Genomic DNA, 21167 nt, shown 5'->3' with positions numbered 1-21167 from the left:
GCCGCTAGTCGCCCACCGCATCAGCAATTGGATTCGAGACATCCTGCCGAGTCGGTTTTGAAGCTCGCCAACGCTTTGCGAACGCCAGGGAACGCCGGAACGCGAGAGCGAGTCCGGTCCAGACCAGAAACGCACCCCCAATTGAGACGAGACCTGCGATCGTTTGCCCGGGAATTCCTGCGACCTCACCCGTATGAGCAAAACGCAAGATTGAACGAAGCTGACGGCCGCGTGTGTAAGATGAGAACGGTTCCCAACGAACGACCTCGCCACTCGAAGGGTTAAGAACAAGCTGAGCACGCTTCTGTGGTTGTCCGCCGCTGCCGCTATCAATGTTGTAGGTAAAGTGGCCGGTCGCCGACGTTGGCAACTGCATCGTGATGCTTTGCCAATCGCTGACTTGTTGTTCGGCGCGAAGCCATGCCGAGTTAATGTTGGTTGGAAGGCCGGCTTCGGGCTTGTTGTTTGCGCCTGACTGAGGCGGCTGATTCGCGCGGGGCGTGGGAGGCGTCTCGCCGACAATGCGATACACCAGGTTACCGGCCCACGTATACGAGATCACCACCGCTGACAAGACAACGATAAACAGCGGCACGGCAGACCAAAATCCGATGACGTTGTGCCAGTTGAAATCGCGGGCCTTAGACGGCAGTCCACGCCTAAACCAGGTGACTTTCCGCAGCGACTTTAAGTTCCAGCTTCGTGGCCACCACAAATAAAATCCGCTCATCACCAGAAACAGAAAACCCAGGTTACAAGCGCCGGTGATAGCGCGGGCGACATTGCGATTGTCGCCTTTGGCGCCCAGCCATCGATGCCAGTCCGTTACGCCTCGGAAAAAACTCCTGACCTTTTGCGAGCCCTCACCGTAGATGAATCCCGTGTATGGATTGACGAAGAGAGTCGATTCACGACCGAACGCGATCTCAGCGGGCGCCACAGGATCTGACTTGAGCGTTACCGCAGTTGGATTTCCGCTACGTGACTCTCGTGCCTTCGTTATCAACGTTTCGATCGGAAGCCGTTGCGCGCCGGGTGCCGGTGCAGATCTGTAACCGCGCGTGTCGGCCCAGGAAATAATCTGCTTTTCGTAAGTCAGCAGGACTCCGGTAACGCACATGTTGAGAATCACCAGCCCGGCGATGACGCCTACCGGCAGATGACACCAAAAGATTATTTTGCGTAACTTTTTCATTCGTAGACTTAAGCATCCGCCCAGCGGCGAAGCAGGTTGTGATAGAGGGAGGTGAGCGCCACGATTGACGGATGCTCAGGAACATCTGACATCAGCCGCTGAATCGCAACGTCAAGGTCGAAAAGTATCGTGCGTTCACCGTCGTCTCGCACCATGCTCTGTATCCAGAAGAACGAAGCGGTGCGCGCTCCACGGGTGACCGGACGAACGTGGTGGAGGCTGGAGGACGGATACAGAATCAAGTGACCCGCCGCCAGTTTCACCGAATGAACGCCGTAAGTATCTTCGACGACGAGTTCGCCGCCGTCGTAGTCGTCAGGATCACTAAAGAACAACGTGGCTGAAAGATCGGTACGCACTCGATGCGGCGTTCCCGTCACCTGACGGATGGCGTTGTCCACGTGGTTTCCGAACGAGTGGCCGTTTTGATAGCGGTTGAAGAGCGGCGGAAAAACTTTCAACGGCAGGGCGGCGGACATGAACAAAGGATTTTCTTCGAGCGCCGCGAGAATGACATTGCCGATTTGTTTTGCCTCATCGCAATCTTCCGGGAGTTGGAGATTGTCTTTAGTGCGCGCGGACTGGTGCCCGGCGGTGATGAGCCCGTCTACCCAGCCATCTGTCTCGAGCAACTTGCGACACTTGGCGAGTTGTTCACCCGTCAACACTTCTGGGATCTGCAACAGCATCGATTTAGAACCTGAAACTGGTGCTCAACATCGCGGCGCGACCGGGTCCCGGCACGATGTGTCCGCCGCCGATTCGGTCGAAATAATACGTGTCCGAAAGGTTGAACAGGTTGAGCTTTAAATCGATGTGTTTCGAAATTGGATATGACGCCATAGCGTCAATCGTCCAATAGGCATCGACGAAACGAGTATTGATGGTGTTGCCGAAACGGCGATCTACGAACCTCGCACCCCCACCGAAATGAACACCCGAAGGCAAGCGATATGTGGACCATACGTTGAACGAACTTCGGGGTGTATTGACCAGCTCCTTCCCGATTTCCGCGGGAACATTCGAGGCGAGGGTCTGACTGTCGAGAAATGTATAACCGGCGAGCAGGTGCCAGTCTTTCGTGACGTTTCCTTCCACACTTAATTCCAATCCGTCGACGCGTTGTTTGCCCTCCAGGACCTGTGGCGGATCCCCTGGGAGAATGCCGGGCGTTCGCGCGTTCAGTTTTTCAACGCGAAAGACCGCGCCACTCACCAGCATACGTCCATTGAAGAAGTTCCACTTGCTGCCTGCTTCAACGGTGTAAGTCTTTTCAGGATCGATAACTATGTTAGCCGTGTTGTAAGACAGGCCTTCGAGCGACGGATTGAGTGAATTTCCGTAAGAAGCGTAAACCGCCCCCTGCGGGAGAGGTTTGAAAACCACACCGGCACGAACACTCAGCATGCGATCGACCCGAGAAACGGGCACGCCGGTAATAGTAATTCCGTCGGCATCGAATCGATCCCAGCGAAGACCGCCATTCAATTCCCATTTTGTTCCCAGCTTCGCGGTATCAAACAAGTAAAGTGCCTGCGAATTTGCCGTGACGTCGCCGACTATTGGACTAATCGTGATCGGACCGGTGAAAACGTCGTCAGGATTAGGATTTAACAGCGTCGTCGGCATATTGCCGGCGGTGCGCGTTCGGCGCACGTTATTTTCGCGCATGAAGTCGACGCCGGTGACCAGTACGTGCTCAACGGTTCCGGTTGAAAAGCGCGCCATAAAGTCGGTTTGGTTGTCCCAGACTTTGTCTTCCGTGATCCACGATCGCATCTCACGATTGATGTCGGTTGAATTGTTATTCGCAAACCGCGGCGGCGTTGCGATCGAGTCGCGCGACGAGTTGCTGAAACGCAGTTGGTTTCGCAGAGAGAGTTTGTCGTTAAAGTCGCGTTCGAACTTTAAGGTGAAAAGATCAGAGTCCAGCGCTTCGAAATCGCGGTTGCGCAGCCCGTAAAAAGTGTTGCGCGGAACGGGCGCGGGACGATCACGAAACTCAACCAGCGCGTTGTTGGTGACGGGGACCCAGGGAATTCCGTAGTCGGAAAGATTGTTCTGCTTCAGTTTGTAATAACTGATAGTCGCCCGTGTTGGTTTGCCGAGACCTAAAGTAAGCGATGGCGCGACGCCCCACCGTCCAAACTCCACTACGTCTCGACCCGCGACGCCTGAATGATGGGCCAGCAGGTTCAGGCGAAAAGCAACACTGTCGCCGATCGGTGTGTTTATGTCGGCGGTGGCGCGGCGGGTGCTGTCACTTCCAAAATCGAGTGTGCCTGCGAAGGAACGTTTTAGGCCGGGAGTCTTGTTGAGTAAATTTATCGAGCCGCCGGTAGAGCCTCGACCGGTATATACAGATCCGGGTCCTTTAACCACCTCAACCTGTTCGAGGTTGAAAGGATCTCTCGATACGGGACTTAGGTCTCTTACGCCATCGACGAAGATATCGCTACGCGCGCTAAAACCTCGCAAGGTGAGATTGTCGCCGGCGGGATTGCCGCCTTCACCAGCCGCGATCGTCAGCCCGGGAACATTTTTCAGCACATCACGCAGGGTCGTCGCGCCTTGTTGCTCGATTACTTCTTTAGAAATAACGGTGATGGTTTGCGGCGTGTCGAGTAGCGGTGCTGTGTATTTCGTTGAGGAGAGGACCACACCTGAGTCATCTTTTACCTCGACTGACTCGGTCTTTGCCTGAATCTCGAGAATTACGGTTTGCTTATCGCTGAAGCGATAACCGATCCCGGTGCCGCGAAGAATTTCGCGCAGCGCTTGTTCGCGAGAATAGCGGCCCGTGACGCCGGGGGAAGCAATCGCGCGCATGGCTTCATTCGGTATGACAATCTGTAGTCCTGAGATCTTTTGGAAAACGGTAAAGACGGATTCCAGATTGCCTGCCGGAATATCAAACTGGATCTGCTGGGGCGTTTGGCCGGTCGAGTCCTCACTGAGACGGGCTTTGCCCAGAATGACCTGGTGGCTTTTGGCGGGGCAGTAGGCGACCAGCATTCCCATCGTGCCCATCGCCACGATCCAGTACCGGGGGCCCCGCAGACGCCTCTTTCGGCTCTTTTCTTGTGTGGTTGTCATAGAAACACAGGTCTCGCGCGAAATAATGGTCAAAGTCCGCTTAAAACTTCACCTTTAATCCGGCCTGAATCATGCGCGGTGGACTCGGCAGGAGTCCGCGCGAACGATCGACGATGTAGGTTTCATCAAATACGTTTTTGATGGTCACGAAGAAGGTCGTATGCAGGCTTTCGACGTTGTAGTTCAGTGTTGAGTTCCAAACGGTATAGCTGGGGATTAGGCCGCGTTGCCCGTTTGCCGTTGGCACAATCGTACTCAAATCGTCACTGAACTGATTGGCGACATGAACAGCTTCCAACAGCGCGTCGAAGCCCTTCGGATGCGAATAGCCGAAGGTTGCATTCGCCAGGTGTCTTGGAGCATAGGGCAGACGATTGCCGCTAACGCTGACGTTGGTGAAACCGCCGACGCTGCTGAATCGCGTCCCTGTAAAGTACGCATCCGGCAGGAACGTGTAAGCACCGCGAAAATAAAAATTGTGCGTGGACCTAAAGAAAGTTCCAGCATCGAATCTGCCGCTCAACTCGATTCCCTGATGCATGGTTGAACCGCCGTTGGTGAAGGTGGCTCCGACCCCACCGGCAACAGTGGCCGGCACGATCTGGTTTTCATAATCCATTCGGAAGAAAGTCGCTTCAAGCCTCAGACCATCAACCGGCACGCTTCGCATTCCTACTTCGTAATTCCAGCTTAACTCGGCGTCGAGGTCCACACTGGCGCCCGAATTATTGTTGATGACGTCTTCTGTGCGGGGCGGCGCAAAGCCACGATGCACACCGCCGAACACGGTCAGACGCCTGCTGGGTGAATAAGAAACGCCCAGCCCGGGGATCAATTGCGTCATCTGCGTATGGCCGATGATGGCGCCACCGGCCCCGAGGCGATTGGTGCGTTCGTAGCGAATGTGCTCAACCCGGATTCCCGGAGTGATTGTCCAGTTACCCGCAATGAATCTCGGCTGAATGAAACCCGAATAGGCGCCGTTTCGTCGCTCATTATGTTCGACCAGTGCGCCGCTGCGTGAAGTGGGCAAGTCGCCATTCTCCTGGCGTCGCTGCTGCGTCTCGAAATGCGCGCGGAAACCGAAATCGGTCTCGGTCTTCAGCCCAAACAGCCGTTTGGTGACGTGGAGACGCGGCTCAACTCCGACGAAGTGGTACTTGCGCAACCGGCCCTGATTGCCGCACGCCGTGTTCAAATCTGCCATTCCGGTGCAGTCGGGGTCGCCACCCGGAAGCGTTCGCAGCCGGTTCGGCCGCTCGCCAGAATTGCTTGATTGTCTCCACCAATGACGACGGAAATACGCGCCATAAATACTCGTGGTTAATACAACTTTTGGATTGAAAACGAATGCATGCGCTACCGACGCATCGAAATGGCGACCATTAAAGTGATCGTTGCGGAACGGATTCTGGCGAGGATTCGCTTGAAATTCGGCCTCAGTCAAACCCGAATAAGTGACCTGTGAATCTTCACCATAGTGATTGAATTTTGTGGTGACGGCCTGCTTATCACCAATAGTTGTCACGGACTTAAAATTGAAATCGTTCATCCCCGAGCGAATGTCCGCGCGCGCGCCTTTGCCCTGTTTACGTGTGAATCCGAAGAGCAAGCCTGTGTTTTTGACGGTACCGCCGTAGTTTATGTGCCCGTTGAAGTAATCACGGTTGCCGCCCACAACAGTCAGCGAACCCAACCAGTTGGTAGGTGGATTCGGAGTTACGTAATTAATCACTCCGCCGACCGTCTGTGGACCGTAAACGATTTGTCCGGATCCTTTCAGCACTTCGGCGCCTTCGAAGCGTTCAATCGGAGGATGGTAGTAAGAAGCGTTGTCACCGTACGGAGCGTACGTCAGCGGGATTCCATCTTCGAGTAGTAACACCTTCGTCGAACGCGTAGGATTCAAGCCGCGGATGCCGATGTTTGGCCGCAATCCCAGTCCTTCTTCGTCCCTGACGTGTATTCCCGATACTTTGCGAAGCACCTCGGTGGAAGTAACCGGCCGACTACTCTCGATCGTCGCGCGTTCGATAATTTCGACGGAACCAGGAATTCCTTCTGCGTCCTCAGGTGTGGCTGCCAGTCGTGTTGTGCCCACGATAACCTCTTCTGCGATCGAACCGAGCTGCAAAGTGAGATCTACTGACCGAGTATCACCGGCTGTAAGTGCCAGTTCCTGTGAAAGGGGAGCAAACCCTCTCGCATCGGCGGTGAGTACGTAGGTGCCAGGCGGCAGAGACGTGCACTCAAAAGATCCGGCGTCGTCAGTTGTAGCGGAGCGATGAAAAACGCCACTCTTTAGTTGCAGCCTGATGAGGGCGCCGCTGATTGCGTGCCCATTCGCATCGACAACGCGCCCGGAAAGGACCGCCGTGCGGGGATCGGCAGAGCGCCCCATGGTGGCCAACGCGCAAATTCCAAAGACAAATGCAAAGAGAGAAGTTCGAACGAACATAGATGTTTCGACTGAAATGAGGGTGGTATGGACCCTGTATTGGAGAGGAGGGATTCTCTTTAGCATGATCTTCTTTAGGTTTGGGCGGTATTGATTTTGAAAACCGTTTTCATTTTTACCGCGGAGCTCACGAGTTGTCAAGCGATCGATGGGGGAGAAACTTTGTCTCCTCGCGGGGATCTGTCTCCCGGAATGCTAAGATTTTCCGAATGGTACCCCGTAAGACAGAGCGATCGAGTCTAAAGAAAGAGACCGGCGTGAAGCAGACCCGCGAGAAAACGGGAACGGCGATTTCCGTCGAAGAATTTCTGAAGCTCAAAAAGCCTAAAGGCGATGCCATTCTCGCCGTTGAAGGCGAACGTGTGTCTCTCACCAGTTTGGATCGGGTCTATTGGCCGGATGAGAAGCTGACCAAGTTTGATCTGATTCGTTACTACCTTGAAATCGGACCGCACATTCTCCCGTTCTTGAAAAATCGTCCTGCGATCCTGCAGCGTTACCCACGGGGGATTAAGGCGCCAATGTTTTTCCAGCAGGATTTGGAAAGCGCGCCGGCCTTCGTCAAAACGATTCGCCGCACCAATCAGGAAGGCCGTGAACTGGATTACGCAGTGTTTACGACTATCGGTTCAATGCTGCACTTTGTGAATCAGGGAAACATCGAACAGCATCCGTGGCACTCGACCGTGAAGCATCCGGACAAGCCGGACTACGTGATGCTGGATCTTGATCCGAAGCAGGCGCCCTGGGAGAACGTTCTGCGTGTTGCCCTGGTGTGCAAAGAAGTGCTTGATGAGCTCGAGCTGCCGGCGTTTCCAAAAACATCCGGGTCGTCCGGCATTCACATCTATCTGCCTTTGAAACCGAAATACGAATTCCGAAAAGTCGCGGCCCTGGTGGAAGCTTTGGCCGCCGAAGTCGCACAGCGGGCCCCGAAGATCGCGACGATTCAACGCTCGCTGGCGAAACGTCAGAAACAGCAGGTTTACGTGGATGCGATGCAGAATGCACGCGGCAAGACGATCGCTGCGCCTTACAGCGCGCGCGCGAAACCCGGCGCCACTGTCTCAATGCCCTTAACGTGGAAACAGGTTGAGAAGGGAGTGAAGATCTCAGACTTCACGATCCAGAATGTCCCGCAGTTGGTGAGCAAAAACGGCGATGCGTGGAAAGAATTTTTTGCGACTGCGCAGACGCTGAAGTTGGGACGTTAGTTATCGACTGAGGAGCAGCTAAGGCTGCGCTAGTTTCCGCTTGCCTTCAACCGCATCTTTGTAAGCTCCCCCGGCAACTTCACCGATCTTGATTGCCGCTTCGAATTCTTTGGTCGCCTCATCGTTGCGCTCGAGAAAAGCAAGAATCCGCCCCATTGCTTCGTGTGCGCGGGACAGCAACGCGCGATCTGTTTCCGGCGACGCGGCCTGAACCGCAAAACCGTAATTTGCCAGGGCCGCATTCAACCTCTGCTCCTGCAAATCATCGTCGGTCGTATCACGTGCCCAAAGACTGGCGGTTTGGCCCATGGCAAACAGCAGACGTGCGTCGCCCGGATTTTCCGTTAACAGAGCCTTCAGTTTGGTTTCGGCTGCCGGATAGCTCCTGGTCTGCAAAAGCGTCTCGACTTCTTTGAGCGAGCGCGTCAGGGCGGCCGTGCGCCCGTTATCAACCGGCCCGCGAGTTTCCGACGACGGATCGATAAGCCAGGCGGAATACCTGGGGTGAGCTTTCCGGGCCGCAATGGCCCGATCGCGCGCAGCAGCCACATCAGCCAGCCGCCTGGTCTCGCGCGCCGGATCGAAACCATTGATCATGTCCGCGAGAAAGTTCGAGAGATCGAATCCCGAGGTGGCCACGTCTCGTATTTGATCTCCAAAATAAAATGCAAGCGCGGCGCCGTTTTCGTAATCCTCAGCCAAGCGAGCGACAGCTTCGTCGGCGATCGCCGCCCGCGCAGATTGCGCATCACGAGCAATGCTGGCCCGGGTAGCCTCGTCTTTCGCGCGAGCCAATCGCGCGCGTTGCAACGCATCCACGTTGGCCAAACGATTTGCTTCCTCAAATCGGGCATCGGCGCCGGCGACCAGAGATCGCGCCACCACCACGAACACGTCCGGCGAAATAGTCGCGCCTTCTTTGGTGCGTGCGTCAATCAACTGCTTGACTTGCTCGCGGCGCGCGGCGATTGCTTTGTTGTTACGCAGCACCAGCGCGTCCATCACGTACTGAATGTATGCGCGGCGTAATTCAGAAGAAGTAGGATCAGTCCCCTCGGGAACGATGGCGTAATAGTCGTCGGTGATGATCCGTAAGTTGATTACGCCAGGCGTTGCCAACAAATCCGGAACGATGAAAAAGCGGCGCTCATGTTCCACAGTGGTCGTCGCCGTCTTCGCGTTCTTTTTGTTGTCGGGACTCTGCACTCGCACACGCTCGAGCGTCGTGGTAATGGGCCGCGTGTGCAGGTAAGACAGAACCGCGCGCACCATTTCTCCGGCCGGTTTGCGAATGCGATCACCTTCGGCCTGATACGCCCGAAGATACGAGACTAATCGCTCATCGATGCCTGATTTCTGATAGTACTCGCGCACGAGCGGCGCGAAATCGAGCACTTCGAGCACACCTCCTGGCAAATCGTCTGAACGGTCGGGGGGCTCGAGTGAAGGCACAGGCCCAAGCGCGTAGGCCAGCGAAACGTAACGCGCGGCCTGTTGCGCTGCGGTAGCTGTGGCCGGCAATTTGTTGCGTTCAAAAAACGTCTTCAAGCGCTCGCGCAAACCCGGGTCGAGCGACTCATTATCCTTGCGCACGAGCGAGCGAAATGCTGAACGCTCTTTGCCCGCCGCCGTGGGATCGAATCCGGCAGCATCCAATGCAGCCATCACCACGATCAGCCGCTGGTCTGGTTCAAGCCGAACGCCGTATTCGGCTAAGTCGAATGCCGCCTGAGTATTTTGCGCCGGGGCGTTGGGTCGTGGCGTTTGCGCCGGTGCGGCAGTTTGCGCATGAGCGATACCCAGCGCGCAGGCCGTGAAAACTAGAGCAAAAGAAAATCGCTTAAACATTTGTGCGGTTCAGGAATTGATGATGTTAGCGGATGCGTTAATGACTTCCAAATGGTCGAAAAGTCAGATGAGCCCGGGACGCCGGTGGATGCCAAATGCGACCGATCAGGGGCAATCCACGTCGGGAATCCAGAATTTCTGCCCCTGAACTTCTACGGCTTTCAACCCGCGCGCCGGCAGTTCCGCTTCCTTCAGGCCCAGGAACGTGAAATGGGGCAGGTCGCTCAGGACCGTTTGGAACCATCCGTGATCGGCAAAAATCTCACGCACTCGTGGATCAGGGAATTCGTTCGCGTCGAACGCCAGCATGGCGATGTGTTGCGAGGTGCCCGGCGCCGCAATCGAGTACAGCACCGATTTGGAAAAGTCTTTGCTGAAGAATATCCCGTCCTTCTCCAGCTCCAACACTTCACCCACCTGCTCGATGACGGGCAAGCTTCGCAGCCGCTCAGTCTGCTGCCGCGTTAAGCGCCCAAGTTCTTGCCAATGATCCAGGGCCGGCAGAAAACGCGTATTCCAAAGCCGCACCGTGTCGCTGTAGGTGCGGCGGGTTCCTTCAGCTCCATCGCGCGGAGAAATGTTCAACCCTTCGGCCAACGCCACCGAGCGCGCTTTCAACAGCGCCTTCATCGCGGCTGGCTGTAACTCGATCAGGTGCTCGTCGATTCGCGCGGTGGCCCAACCGGCGTCCTTCTGAAAATCTGCGACCGCTTCTTCTGAAGTGAACACACAGCTGGGTGGGGCCAGAATCTCTTTGCCCCCAACATGTATCGCGCCGTAGTCGCACAGCACGCGTTGCGCGATCGCATCGTCCGCCGGACAAATCTCCGCCAGCGTCAAACCGCGCGCAGTGAGCGCTTCTTGAAGGACTCGATGGAACTGTGAACGGGGGTTAAGCACGCGTGTCAGGGACGAGCAATAATAATCGCCTCGGGCGTATCCGCCAACCGCGCGTTATACTCAACGGTCAGCGATTCATTGGAGCTAATGAAGGATATTATCGCCACTTATGAGCTACATGGCTGGAAATTGCGCCGCGTGCTGGCGCGACCGGAAACCTTTTCACAGGTTTCACAAGCAGCCGATCTCGTCCGCGACGCGGAAATTCGCGAATCAGATTTCGACGCGCTCTGGTTTGCGCGTGCGTCACACGCGGGCCGCGAAGCATGGGAATTGCGCTTGATCGCGGAACAGCCTTTCGCACTGTTCGAAGCTTTTGAAGCCGATGAATCGGAAGAAGATCGAGAAGAAGCGCGGCTTGAAATGGAGAATCGGATGCGCGAGCACGCGAAGCCGGCCGGTGCCTGAGGCTACCCTCGCTTGCCGACCTTCACGGGAATCTCGAGCTGTTCATTCCCGCGGATGACAATGACTTTTACCGTGCTGTAGGGAACTGCCCGCCGGGCCCGCACCACAAGTTCGCTTACCGTGCGAATCGGCACGCCGTCGAATTCGATGATGATATCTCCCTCTACCAGCCCAGCGAGCGCGGCCGGACCACTGGGGTTAATACGTTCGAGTAGTACCCCTTTGATGTTTTTGCCGGGCACCGGCACGGTGTCGATATCTTCAAATCCAAGTTGACCGCGCGACGTGCCACGGTTGGTAAAGGCTCCGTCGAGATCTTCTACTTCCGAGCGAGACAAAGTCGTCAGGCTGGCCGTTTTTGTCTCGCCGTCGCGGATGTAAACGATTTCGACCGTCTTACCGGACGGCGTGGTGGCAAGCAACCGCCTCATCTCTTTTTCATCCACGGTTGCATGACCATCGAAAACGGTGATGACGTCGCCGCCCACCAGACCGGCTTTGTCCGCGGGCCCATCAGGTGGCCATACGTCCTGGAACGTCACGCCTCCAGTAGCATCTTCAAATTCATTGATGCCTAAATACGATTGGGGCGGCGTCGAAATTGTCGTGGGAGGGACGACGTTCTTGCGCAATGCGGTCATAACACCACCGACCGCGAAAAGCAGCGCGATACCAATCAGAATCCATGTCATTCCGCCAACCCGACGCCTGCGTTTGTTGGGAATGGGATGATCCAGGTTTTTCGGAGCTTCCATATATGTTTAGGAGTTTAGCGAACAGCGGACCTGCTTACACCTCGGCTCAACTTGAGTCGATTTATGAATCGGAAGGCCTGCTCCAAAACTGTGATGTGAGAAGGGGAATCCGATGCGCGAGACCACATCACTTGCGGCGCATCGCCTAGCCGCGTTTTCCAATCTTTACCGGGATCTCCAGCGGTCCTGATCCACGGAAGAGCTTAACCTTGACGGTGCTGTAGGGCAGAGCGCGGCGCACGCGCGCGACGAGTTCACTGACCGTTCGAATTGGAATCCCGTCAAACTCAGTAACGATGTCACCGTCTTGAATTCCGGCCAGTGCTGCCGGTCCGCTCGGACTAATGCCACCAACTCGCACACCACGAAACTTTTCTCCCGGCACCGTCACCGGTTTCGAGTCGTCTTCCTCAAAACCGAATTGGCCGATCCCCTCAGGCCGGTTGGCAAACATACTCTCAAGCCCATTCGATTCTTCTCGAGAAAACGTCGTCAATGATGTCGTCTTTAGCTCGCCGTCACGAAGATAAGTGAGCGGGACAGTCTTGCCGATTGGCGTCCTTTGCAACACCCTCATCATGTCGTCTTCATCAGTGATGGACTGGCCATCGAAGCTGGTGATGATATCGCCACCAACCAGGCCGGCCTTGTCGGCAGGGCTTCCGGGTGGTTCGACATTGTCAAATGTGACGCCACCCGTGCCATCTTCAAATCCGTTGACGCCGAAGTAAGAACGCGTTGCTGGGGCACCCGCTGAAAAGGGTGGGCGACTAACGCTCCTGCGCACAGCGGTCAACACCCCGCCCAACACGAACAGCGCGGCGATCAGGATGATGATCCAGGCCATGCCGCTAATTCTTCGCTTCTTCTTGTAAGGAAAACCGGCGCCGGGTTGTTGAGCGATCGCGCCTGCGTAATTCGGAGTGAAGGGAGCTCCTTGCCCTCCTCCTGTCGCCGTGGCGTGTGGAAACCGCACGGTTTCGGTGTACTCCGCTGAGCCTTCGCCCAGGCGATGTCCGCACGCGCGGCAGAAACGCATGCCCTGGGGCATGGGGGCGCCACATTCGGAGCAGATGATCCCTCCGGTGTCACCCGTTCCGCCTGACGGATTGTTCAAATTGTCCTGAGGCTGCATTGATTCCTGGGTTTAGTGAACCGCGCAAAATTATACGACTACTTGGATGGAATGGTTGCGTCGAAATTCCCGGTGTTCCAGTCCTTAGCACACGCGCCGTTTCCGGATTCGAATCGGAGCGAGTAGTATTCATTAAACCTAATCGTAAAACAATGGAAGTTACCAAAGCTCTCGCCGCGCTGCAGCCGCTCTACGGCAAAGGCAATGTTGAAGTCGTTACGCGTGATGGCGCGCGTGTCCGGGGGATTGTCCGCAGTATGAAGACAACTCAGGCGCTGACGACGCCCAGCGTAAAAGTGGAACGCGCCGACGGCCAAATCGTCAAAGTCCCTTTTTCGGCGATCGTCGAAATCATCGATCACAATAAGTAGTCAGTGGGCAGTGGTCAGTGGGCGGTGGGCAGGAAGCAGTGGGCAGTGATTTGTAGTACAACAAAGTCCAAAGACCTAAGACCTAAGACCTAAGACCTAAGACCAAAGAACTGAGACCAAAGACCTAAGACCGTAAGACCAAGAAGAGTTTGACTGCTCACTGCCCACCGCCCACCGCTCACTGATTGACCCCATGTCGCTGGAATTCGCCGTTCAGTATCCCTGCATCTTGCGCGCCCGCTACTCGGAACAGCACTTGCGCGATTGGGGTCGTTTGAGCAGCTTGCATGCGGCCATCACGACCGGCGACCGCTCCGCTCCGACTGAAGACAAGTTGAAATGGATTCAAGATGCAGCGGCCGACATCGACCGGTTGCAAGCAGAAAGTGTGATCTGCGCAGATTGCCCGGCGTGCCTGCCGCTTGAAGTTGCCGGTCAGGGTGAAGCACTCGGTTGCCTGGGACGTATCAACTACCCGATTGATGTCGAGTTCGAGAAGTTTATTGCCAACCGCGTGCAATTAGCGTTGGACACTCTCGACACCGCCGACTGGCCACGCCTGCTTCACATCCTGATCGATCCCGAATCGCCTTTTGACGGTGAAGCCACCAAGGAACTACGGCGCGTTACGACGGCCGCCGGGTTGCGGTTCTTTGAACTGCGATTACCGATTAAGCTCGCGCGCGCAGGTAGGCAGCTCACCACCGACAATATCTTTGATGTGCTTGCCGGCTTTCGTTCGGAAGACGCAGAAGTGACGACTTACACGCGGGAGTTTCCGACTATGGCTACGGCTGACTACTACGACTTTCTTGATCTGATTCTTCGCAACGAGGTCAGCGAGTTGGAAGCGACGCGTTTACATGAGCGCAGCCGTAACTTCATTCAGTATGTGCGCCTGCTATCCGCGTTCGAGCGAGCGGAAGCGCTCGAGACTCGTGTGCTGGTTGATTAGCTGCAGCGTTGGGAGCGCAGGCAGCTTGACCTTGTCCTATAACAATTCCTTACTCATCGGCACCAACCGCAACGTGCCGCCACTCGCCATTTCGTAATCGAACTGTTCCGCTTCCTCGTATCCGCAGGCTGCGTAAAACTTAACTCCGGGCAGCGTGGCCATTAGTTCGACTGAGCGAAAACCGGCCGCGCGCGCTTCAGCTTCGCAGCGCGACAAAATTGCCTGCGCCAGTCCTTTCCTCGCCCATTGCGGATGAACGAAGAATGCGCGGATCTTTGCCGGCTCGGACCGGGGATCAAGTTCCGTCGTGTCGCGTGTCGCAAATTGGTCGCCGCCAAACAGCGTCTTCCGCTTGCTCCAGCCTCCGCACGCGACTAATCCGTCGTTGTGCTCGGCGACAAAGTACGTTCCGTCTGCGATTAGTGACGTATCCACGCCGAAGACATCGCTGATCGCCGATTCGATCTGTTGGTCTGAGTAATCGGTTTGGCTCAAGCCCCGCGCTGACGCCGCAATCAGTTCTTGAATCGCGTCTCGATCATCCAGGCTAGCTTTGCGGATTGTGTAGTCCAAGGAGAGTTAAAGCTACGTTCCAAAAACAGGCAACTACTCACTGCTCACTGCTTCTTCGTCCATCTGACGTAAGCTATCGAGAATCAGGTTGGTGTTGCTCGCTGCTTCGATAGTCACCGGATGAGGCTGCACTGATTTCTCAAAATCGAATGTGCCGCCGGTGATTTCGACAATCTGTCGAAAGCCTTCCTGCGCTACGAGCTTGCCGCATTCGGCGCCCACGATTTGCCCATCGTTAAAGAAAACCGTCGCGGTTTGCGTGCTGTTCTGCAGCGTCAGCACACCTGTCTGCCGCGAATTCTCGATCGCCTGAATCGCGTCAAAGACGCTGATTACCGACAAGTCGCCGGCAAACGTAACGCTGGTCTTTCGCGTGAACGGCGTGCTTCGGGGCGCAACGGTTTCGGCTTTTATTTCCGGATGGCGCGCGCGGCGAATAGCCTCGAGACCTGAGGCTATCGAAATGCGGGTGTCGAGTTGCTTCGCTTCCAGCAAGCGATCGTGCGCGGCGTCAAAATTGTCACGTTCGATGTAAAGGCTGGCCAGCGCCAGGCAGTGACGAGCAGCTTCTTCAGGGTGCTTGTGTGCCGAAGCGATTTCTCGCATGCGCTCGCGCAGGCTAATCGATCGAGGCGCGCGTTCGAGCGCCGTCTTCAAGCGCTTCATGGCCCGATCCGCCGAGCCATACTTGAGAAACAAATCAGCGTCGAGCAACGCGGTCTCGACCTCACCCACTGCCTCTTTTTGATCGTTTGCCATGAATCGCGGTGACTAGAACTTGGCGAAGTTTAGCATAAGGAAGTTTTGGCGGAAGCTCGCTAAACATTGATCACAACGCCCAATTTCCAGCGTCCCGCCGTCGCAAAAATACTTGTCAGCTTGGCGATCCCGCCTTCGTTCCGTATTATCGCCGAGCCGGATGTTCTAAACCGGCACCCGCCGCTTAAACCTCGGCAGTAAAAAATCAACTGGAGAAAATGAATGTACGTTTATACGAAATTAGCTAAGGCCGTTGTGTTTGCAATGGTCTTGACGCTCGCGAGCTTTAACACAAGTTTTGCTCACGCTGCGGATTATAAATTCAAAGTCCACAACAACACCGCTCAGAAGATCAAGAAGATTCTTGTGTCTGAAGACGGAAAGAAGTGGGGCTATTTTGATATTGGCTCTGGCATTGGTGCCGGTGACACGGAAGAACTTGTTTGGGACAAATCGACCGACAACGGAAACTGCGAATGGATTTTCAAAGCAGTTTTCGCGGACGGCGAAGAGTCCGAGCCGGTAGAATTCGATTTTTGCGAAAAGAATCTCGTACTCGAATTTAAGTAGTATCAAAAAAGATAGGTAACTAAGGCCTCTGTCGATTTCGGCAGAGGCTTTTTGTTTTTTTTGGAAGGTTGGGCGATGAGGTCAGTACCGGGAGCGGTGGCGACCGGGTGCCCCCGAGGCGAATCTTCATCGTTCGATGAAAGAGGACCCGGTCGCTACCGCTCCCGGTACTGCCTCCACGGTTAGAAATCGAATTTTACTCCGAGCCGAATTTGTCTCGGACGCATGGTGCGGGTGGTGACGAGGAACTGATCGAGGAAGGCTTGTCTCTGTGCCGGGGTAGCGGTCGGACCGAACGCGTTGAAGTCGATGAACTCGCTGCCGAAACTGAAGACCGTGGTGTTTAGCACGTTGTCGAATTCAACGCTCCAGCGCATGCGCATTTTCTCGTTCAAACGGAACTCGCGCGAGACATTCAAATCGAAAATAAACTGACCGGGGCCAGTGCCGGCATTGCGCGGCAGATTTCCTGATTGGCCGATCGTTGGCAGCGAAAAGAAATTGAGGATCGAAGGATCGATTGGCTCACCCGGCCGTCGCCATTGCAGCAAGCTCAGGTCGCCGGTGAAGTTCGGACGGTCGTTGCTGACATCATCGAGGTTTCGATCGACTCCGCCGAGGCTGAGGTTGAAAGGCGCGCCGGACGCGAGGCGCACGATCGGTGAAATACGCAAAAGACCAAGAATGCGCGGCGTGTCGAAAGTTCCCGAGAAGGCGAAACGATGGCGCCGATCGAGCAGGCTGCGCGACAATTCGCGATTGAAATCACCCGGAACCAGCGCGTCCGAAGTGTTTACGATGCCGTCATCCTTCATAAACGACAGAGTGTAAACGGCCCGGAAAGAAAAGCCGGCGCCGCTCGCTTTCTGCCGCCAGCGATTACGCACTTCAAAGGTCAGTCCGTGATAAAAACTGTCGCCGACGGAGATCAATTGCTCAACTTCGGTGCGGGCCGGGTCAGGGCGTAGAGAATTCAGTGCGCCGAGTGCCGCATTCACCTGGGTAGTGGACGTGAACGCATTGAGATTGATCAGCGACACCGGCACGCCTAACTCAAAAATGCGCACGGTCGCATTTGGATCGGCCGGATTAGGTGGACTGAGAACAAACCGGACGATATCTCCGGCCGTGGTGGTATTCAGAATGGGCCGGGTACCGCCGGGGCCACTCAGGAAATTCGGAAAGTCGCGCGTCGAAAGAAATTGCGTGAAGCTGTTGAATCCCGCCGGCAGACGCGGCGCGTTAACGTTGAATTCACGCCAGAGATGAATGCCGCGGTTGTAAGTGTAATTTGCCTCGGCCACCCAACGCTTCGGCAGCTCTCGCTCAATGCCGACATTCGCCTGGTAGCTTTCGGGAATGCGCAAAGTCGGATCAAGACGGCGCGAAAATCCCGCATTCAAACTGCCGAATTGCGTGACCAGCGGCGAACTCTCCGTCAACGGCTGCGGAAAAGTAATCTGCGCCAGCACCGCGGCACGTTGCGCGACCGGAATGTCGTCCGTGTCGAGAAACAGTTGCTGCGCTCCTAACGTGAAGTCATCAATCGTGCGCAACAGTGCGCGGTTGTAAAAAATTCCCGCGCCGCCCCGGATCACAGTCTTGCCCGACTTGAACGGGTCGTAGGCAAAGGCGAACCGTGGTCCGAAGTTGTTCCGATCTCGAACAATGCTTTCGTTCTCCCAACGCAGGCCGTAACTAATCAGCAGATTTGGACGCACGCGCCAATCGTCCTGCGCAAAAACGCCGACGTAAGTGTTCCGCTGCGTCGAGGTCGTCAGAAAGTTCTGCCGGAAACGGCTGGGGCGGTTCGCCAAGAAATCTCCGAAGCTATCGAAGTCAAAGGTGCCCGAAGCATCTGACAGATCAATGAAGGTGGATTTGATCCATTGCACATCGCCGCCGAACTTCAGCGAATGGTTGCCGGTGAGATAGGCGAAAATTTCCTGCCCTTGCCAGCGAGTCTCACTTCGATCAGTCGCGCCGGTGGTTGAGCTGCCCGCCACCAGAGTCCCCGTCACGAGGCTTTGTGAATCGTTGATGTCGATGAGCACGACGGGGCTCCCGCCACCCTGCGCGGCGAGGGCGGGTGTTAGACTGGACCATTGAACACGCGTCTGGGCGACCGCTTTCGAAGAGATGACGTAATTGTCGAGGTAGGCAATCGAATCGGTATTTCGGGTGCGCGCTTGCAGAGATTCAGCGAGTCGACTGCCGCCGCCGAACTGGCGCAAATTCTTGAACCGGCCAAGTTGAAAATTGACCTGCCCGTTGTGCATGTCGGTGAACTTATGATCGACGCGCGTCGTGAATATGTGACTGGTTTGCGGCGTGCTGACGCCTTCGATGAAAGGCGCAATTCCATTCGCGGCGATTAACGCGGGGGCAGAAGGATTTTCCGCTCTCGTTAAACCGGTGCCGGTGGGCGGCGGCAGAGGAAACAACGGATTCTGATCGACCGGCACGAGAGTGTCGATCGTCGTCGAATCGAGGATGGTGTTGTATTCGTACGAAGAAAAAAAGTGAGTGCGGTTGCGGCCGTTGAAAAACGGCAGCACGACGGGGCCGCTTATTGTCCCGCCTGGATTGTGTTCTTCGTAGGGCGGTCGCACGAAGCCGAGCCGCTTGTTGTTGAAGGTGTTCGCGTTAAAGATGTCGTTCCGATAGAACTCGTAAACGCGGCCGTGAAATTTGTTCGAGCCGCCACGCGTGCGCAGGTTGATGCGCCCGCCAGACGCGCGCCCATACTCGGCGGCGAACTGGTTGCGAATGACTTGAACTTCCTCGACAGCTTCCAATGACGGCGTGAATCGTTCGCGCGCCGCCCGGTCATCGTTGTTGTCCAAACCGTCAATCGTGATGTTGTTTGAGTAAGCCGGCCCGCCGGACAGAGAAAAGTTGCCGGATTCCTCAGGCGTGGATTGCGCCCCAGTGCGATCTTCAGCGAGACCGCGCGTTGAGAGCGCCTCTTCACTGACGCCCCCCAGGGTGAAAATCAAATCCAGTGGCGAGCGCGAACTGTTGGGCAGCGATTCAACTTCCTGGGTGGTGATGGTTCCGCCGACCACCGTCCGCGACGTGTCAACTTCCGGCACACTCGCTTGCGTGACCACCACTGTTTCGGCAGTGACACCGGCCGGCTTCAGGGTGAAATCGAGCTGCACATTCTGCCCCGCAACCGTAACGAGATCCGTTTTTTCTTCGGCGGCAAAGTTCGCGAAAGAAGCCTTGACCGTATATACACCGGGCTCAAGCTGAATGATCTTGTAGCGCCCATCGTCATCCGCCACGACCGTACGTTCCCTCTTGGTCTTGACGAGCGTCGTCGTCACTGACGCGCCGGGAATCACCGCGCCATTCTGATCCATGACGCGACCGGAAATCGTCACGTTGTCGAGATCCTGCGCAAAGGTTGGCGATGTCAGAGCGAGCAAAAACAACAGGACGGCCATCCATGAGTTGTTAAGGAGTCGCTGCATCCGGAACTTGAGATTTGAAACTTGGAACCTGAATTGGATTGCTTAGGCGGCAGACTTTAGCATTCGCGGAGGCCTAGCTCAAGGATTCACTCAATAATTGCGGTCAACAGGTTGGATTGTATTCAGCAAGGCGAAATGCGATCACTTTAAGGGAATTGCGGGCAATCGCTTAAGCGTTCGGGTAACTGGATCGATGGTGATGCCAACCGATTCCAACGTCGTCGCTCCTAGAATTGGATCGATATTGTCAGGCCCGAAGATTATGCGCCCAGCCGTAATTTCGCCCATGACACTGATTTCGGCTAGTCCGAACTCATATTCTTCCAATCGACCGTTAGCGAGTTCATACGTAGTTTGGCCCGCCGGGTGAATGCCGGCATTGCGCAGCTCTGCGGCCGGGGCTATCGAGTGAGTTTCCCAAGTGTCAACGAGAAAGTCCGCTTCGTATGCGCCGCTTGGCGTGGCAAAACTCCTTAATCTGACCGTGACGTGAGTCAATCCAATTACATTCACATTATTCTCTCCCGGCTACCAGGACAAGGATCAAAGCAGTCGAGGTTCCCGACTGTGCGCCGTTAACTTTTCAATTCGTTTCCGGGCTTCTGCAGCCTCAGGACTGTTCGGATATTTCCGCACGATCTCGCGCCAGGCGGCGCCGTCGTAGTGAAACTGCTTTGTCCCGGGGTCAAAGGTGAAGGTGACGCCCTGGCGGTTGTACCGATCAAGTCCGTTGTAATTCATGTAGTACGAGTGCTCCGGCGCGCCGTCCGTGGGAATCTCGCGCCGTTCAAATCGTCGCGTAGCTTCGCGGGAGAGTTGCGGAGCCGCTTCTTCGGCCGCGTCGCCGAGGGCGAGCAGGACTTTCGGTCGCAAAGATGAACGTGGGAAGTGATCCAGAAAGATGCGGCTTCGTGCGATGCGATCGAATTCGTCTGTACCGCCAATTAAGTGAGCCAACCGGCGATCGTCACCGTTGCGGCTCGACATCACGAGCGCCTCGCTTTGTAGCCAGCCGGAGGTGCGGCGCGTGACCACAACATGAGAGAAAGAAATGCCTTCATGGTTACGGCGCGTTGTCCGGACCGACACGAATTTCCCCCGGCCGAGCCGGCGAATCAGACGCGCAGAAAGATTAGGCGCGACTCGCAAAGCCGCGAGCCGTTCGTCAGCGATGACGGCAATGTTTCCACCGGGCGGAACGCGCTTCTTCTGCGCCGCTACTGGAAAAGCGATCGCGGCGAAAAAAAACAACGCCGCGATCGCAGTGTGGGAGGCGAACTTTTGGGAGGTGCGTGGGGTGCGCATCGGGAACTCCTTTGTCGCTGAAAACAAGGGCGCTAAACCAGTCGCGAAAACCGCGCTGCTACCTCAGGGCTGGCGCTTATATCACGGCTTGAAAATGACAGCGCAAGTTGTTGCGTGCGGATTTCCACATTCGTGGCGGCCACTGG

At 55.9% G+C, this 21167-nt stretch carries 18 protein-coding genes; 5 read left to right on the top strand and 13 right to left on the bottom strand.

Going from position 1 to position 21167, the window contains the following annotated elements; translation table 11 throughout:
• Nucleotides 1–4: 4 nt before the first annotated feature.
• Genes VFX97_13280 through VFX97_13265 form a run of 4 tightly spaced genes read right to left on the bottom strand, consistent with a single transcriptional unit; the run spans nt 5 to nt 6749 of the window.
• Nucleotides 5–1195: a PepSY-associated TM helix domain-containing protein gene (locus tag VFX97_13280; protein HEX5704169.1), complete on the bottom strand. Its 1191-nt coding sequence runs from the start codon at nt 1193–1195 to the stop codon at nt 5–7.
• Nucleotides 1196–1203: 8 nt separating this feature from the next.
• On the bottom strand, nt 1204–1884 hold the full coding sequence (locus VFX97_13275) for a Fe2+-dependent dioxygenase (protein HEX5704168.1): 681 nt from the start codon (nt 1882–1884) through the stop codon (nt 1204–1206).
• Nucleotides 1885–1888: 4 nt separating this feature from the next.
• Entirely contained in the window at nt 1889–4291 is a 2403-nt protein-coding gene (locus tag VFX97_13270) for a TonB-dependent siderophore receptor (protein HEX5704167.1), read from the bottom strand.
• A gap of 40 nt (nt 4292–4331) precedes the next feature.
• Nucleotides 4332–6749 (bottom strand): TonB-dependent receptor, encoded by a 2418-nt coding sequence (locus VFX97_13265; GenBank protein HEX5704166.1) that lies wholly within the window; start codon nt 6747–6749, stop codon nt 4332–4334.
• A gap of 209 nt (nt 6750–6958) precedes the next feature.
• On the opposite strand from VFX97_13265, the gene ligD reads away from it, so the two are divergent.
• On the top strand, nt 6959–7963 hold the full coding sequence (ligD, locus tag VFX97_13260) for a non-homologous end-joining DNA ligase (GenBank protein ID HEX5704165.1): 1005 nt from the start codon (nt 6959–6961) through the stop codon (nt 7961–7963).
• A gap of 18 nt (nt 7964–7981) precedes the next feature.
• On the opposite strand, the gene VFX97_13255 is transcribed toward ligD, so the two are convergent.
• Nucleotides 7982–9811 (bottom strand): hypothetical protein, encoded by a 1830-nt coding sequence (locus VFX97_13255; protein HEX5704164.1) that lies wholly within the window; start codon nt 9809–9811, stop codon nt 7982–7984.
• Between the two features lie 105 nt (nt 9812–9916).
• On the bottom strand, nt 9917–10711 hold the full coding sequence (locus tag VFX97_13250) for a hypothetical protein (protein HEX5704163.1): 795 nt from the start codon (nt 10709–10711) through the stop codon (nt 9917–9919).
• An 87-nt stretch (nt 10712–10798) separates the two neighbouring features.
• Here VFX97_13250 and VFX97_13245 point away from each other — a divergent pair, with 87 nt between their 5' ends.
• Nucleotides 10799–11119, top strand: coding sequence for a hypothetical protein (locus tag VFX97_13245; protein HEX5704162.1), 321 nt, complete (start codon nt 10799–10801; stop codon nt 11117–11119).
• A 2-nt stretch (nt 11120–11121) separates the two neighbouring features.
• Here VFX97_13245 and VFX97_13240 read toward each other — a convergent pair whose 3' ends face one another.
• The gene (locus VFX97_13240; GenBank protein ID HEX5704161.1) at nt 11122–11874 is read right to left on the bottom strand and encodes a PDZ domain-containing protein; all 753 of its coding nucleotides are present in this window, start codon (nt 11872–11874) and stop codon (nt 11122–11124) included.
• Nucleotides 11875–12019: 145 nt separating this feature from the next.
• Nucleotides 12020–13009, bottom strand: a complete 990-nt coding sequence (locus VFX97_13235) for a PDZ domain-containing protein (protein HEX5704160.1) — start codon at nt 13007–13009, stop codon at nt 12020–12022.
• A gap of 152 nt (nt 13010–13161) precedes the next feature.
• Here VFX97_13235 and VFX97_13230 point away from each other — a divergent pair, with 152 nt between their 5' ends.
• Complete coding sequence (locus tag VFX97_13230; GenBank protein HEX5704159.1) at nt 13162–13380, top strand: hypothetical protein; 219 nt, start codon at nt 13162–13164, stop codon at nt 13378–13380.
• Between the two features lie 193 nt (nt 13381–13573).
• Entirely contained in the window at nt 13574–14335 is a 762-nt protein-coding gene (locus tag VFX97_13225; GenBank protein ID HEX5704158.1) for a hypothetical protein, read from the top strand.
• A 36-nt stretch (nt 14336–14371) separates the two neighbouring features.
• Here VFX97_13225 and VFX97_13220 read toward each other — a convergent pair whose 3' ends face one another.
• Nucleotides 14372–14908 (bottom strand): GNAT family N-acetyltransferase, encoded by a 537-nt coding sequence (locus tag VFX97_13220; GenBank protein HEX5704157.1) that lies wholly within the window; start codon nt 14906–14908, stop codon nt 14372–14374.
• Nucleotides 14909–14941: 33 nt separating this feature from the next.
• On the bottom strand, nt 14942–15667 hold the full coding sequence (locus VFX97_13215; GenBank protein HEX5704156.1) for a DUF4388 domain-containing protein: 726 nt from the start codon (nt 15665–15667) through the stop codon (nt 14942–14944).
• Nucleotides 15668–15889: 222 nt separating this feature from the next.
• Here VFX97_13215 and VFX97_13210 point away from each other — a divergent pair, with 222 nt between their 5' ends.
• Entirely contained in the window at nt 15890–16237 is a 348-nt protein-coding gene (locus VFX97_13210) for a hypothetical protein (protein HEX5704155.1), read from the top strand.
• 182 nt (nt 16238–16419) lie between these two features.
• On the opposite strand, the gene VFX97_13205 is transcribed toward VFX97_13210, so the two are convergent.
• From VFX97_13205 to VFX97_13195, 3 genes are all read right to left on the bottom strand, one after another.
• Nucleotides 16420–19716, bottom strand: a complete 3297-nt coding sequence (locus tag VFX97_13205) for a carboxypeptidase regulatory-like domain-containing protein (protein ID HEX5704154.1) — start codon at nt 19714–19716, stop codon at nt 16420–16422.
• Nucleotides 19717–19857: 141 nt separating this feature from the next.
• Nucleotides 19858–20229 (bottom strand): hypothetical protein, encoded by a 372-nt coding sequence (locus VFX97_13200; GenBank protein HEX5704153.1) that lies wholly within the window; start codon nt 20227–20229, stop codon nt 19858–19860.
• Between the two features lie 30 nt (nt 20230–20259).
• Nucleotides 20260–21021 (bottom strand): hypothetical protein, encoded by a 762-nt coding sequence (locus VFX97_13195; GenBank protein ID HEX5704152.1) that lies wholly within the window; start codon nt 21019–21021, stop codon nt 20260–20262.
• Nucleotides 21022–21167: the final 146 nt, after the last annotated feature.

Source organism: Pyrinomonadaceae bacterium, assembly GCA_036277115.1.
Classification (GTDB): Bacteria; Acidobacteriota; Blastocatellia; order Pyrinomonadales; family Pyrinomonadaceae; genus UBA11740.
The sequence above is the reverse complement of the archived record's forward strand: the minus strand, read 5'-3'. Positions and strand labels throughout refer to the sequence as shown.

What these genes read in the sequence shown, in the direction of transcription:
- VFX97_13280 (HEX5704169.1), bottom strand. Translation starts at nt 1,195, where the DNA reads ATGAAAAAGTTACGCAAAATAATCTTTTGGTGTCATCTGCCGGTAGGC.
- VFX97_13275 (HEX5704168.1), bottom strand. Translation starts at nt 1,884, where the DNA reads ATGCTGTTGCAGATCCCAGAAGTGTTGACGGGTGAACAACTCGCCAAG.
- VFX97_13270 (HEX5704167.1), bottom strand. Translation starts at nt 4,291, where the DNA reads ATGACAACCACACAAGAAAAGAGCCGAAAGAGGCGTCTGCGGGGCCCC.
- VFX97_13265 (HEX5704166.1), bottom strand. Translation starts at nt 6,749, where the DNA reads ATGTTCGTTCGAACTTCTCTCTTTGCATTTGTCTTTGGAATTTGCGCG.
- ligD (HEX5704165.1), top strand. Translation starts at nt 6,959, where the DNA reads ATGGTACCCCGTAAGACAGAGCGATCGAGTCTAAAGAAAGAGACCGGC.
- VFX97_13255 (HEX5704164.1), bottom strand. Translation starts at nt 9,811, where the DNA reads ATGTTTAAGCGATTTTCTTTTGCTCTAGTTTTCACGGCCTGCGCGCTG.
- VFX97_13245 (HEX5704162.1), top strand. Translation starts at nt 10,799, where the DNA reads ATGAAGGATATTATCGCCACTTATGAGCTACATGGCTGGAAATTGCGC.
- VFX97_13240 (HEX5704161.1), bottom strand. Translation starts at nt 11,874, where the DNA reads ATGGAAGCTCCGAAAAACCTGGATCATCCCATTCCCAACAAACGCAGG.
- VFX97_13235 (HEX5704160.1), bottom strand. Translation starts at nt 13,009, where the DNA reads ATGCAGCCTCAGGACAATTTGAACAATCCGTCAGGCGGAACGGGTGAC.
- VFX97_13230 (HEX5704159.1), top strand. Translation starts at nt 13,162, where the DNA reads ATGGAAGTTACCAAAGCTCTCGCCGCGCTGCAGCCGCTCTACGGCAAA.
- VFX97_13225 (HEX5704158.1), top strand. Translation starts at nt 13,574, where the DNA reads ATGTCGCTGGAATTCGCCGTTCAGTATCCCTGCATCTTGCGCGCCCGC.
- VFX97_13215 (HEX5704156.1), bottom strand. Translation starts at nt 15,667, where the DNA reads ATGGCAAACGATCAAAAAGAGGCAGTGGGTGAGGTCGAGACCGCGTTG.
- VFX97_13210 (HEX5704155.1), top strand. Translation starts at nt 15,890, where the DNA reads ATGTACGTTTATACGAAATTAGCTAAGGCCGTTGTGTTTGCAATGGTC.
- VFX97_13205 (HEX5704154.1), bottom strand. Translation starts at nt 19,716, where the DNA reads ATGCAGCGACTCCTTAACAACTCATGGATGGCCGTCCTGTTGTTTTTG.
- VFX97_13195 (HEX5704152.1), bottom strand. Translation starts at nt 21,021, where the DNA reads ATGCGCACCCCACGCACCTCCCAAAAGTTCGCCTCCCACACTGCGATC.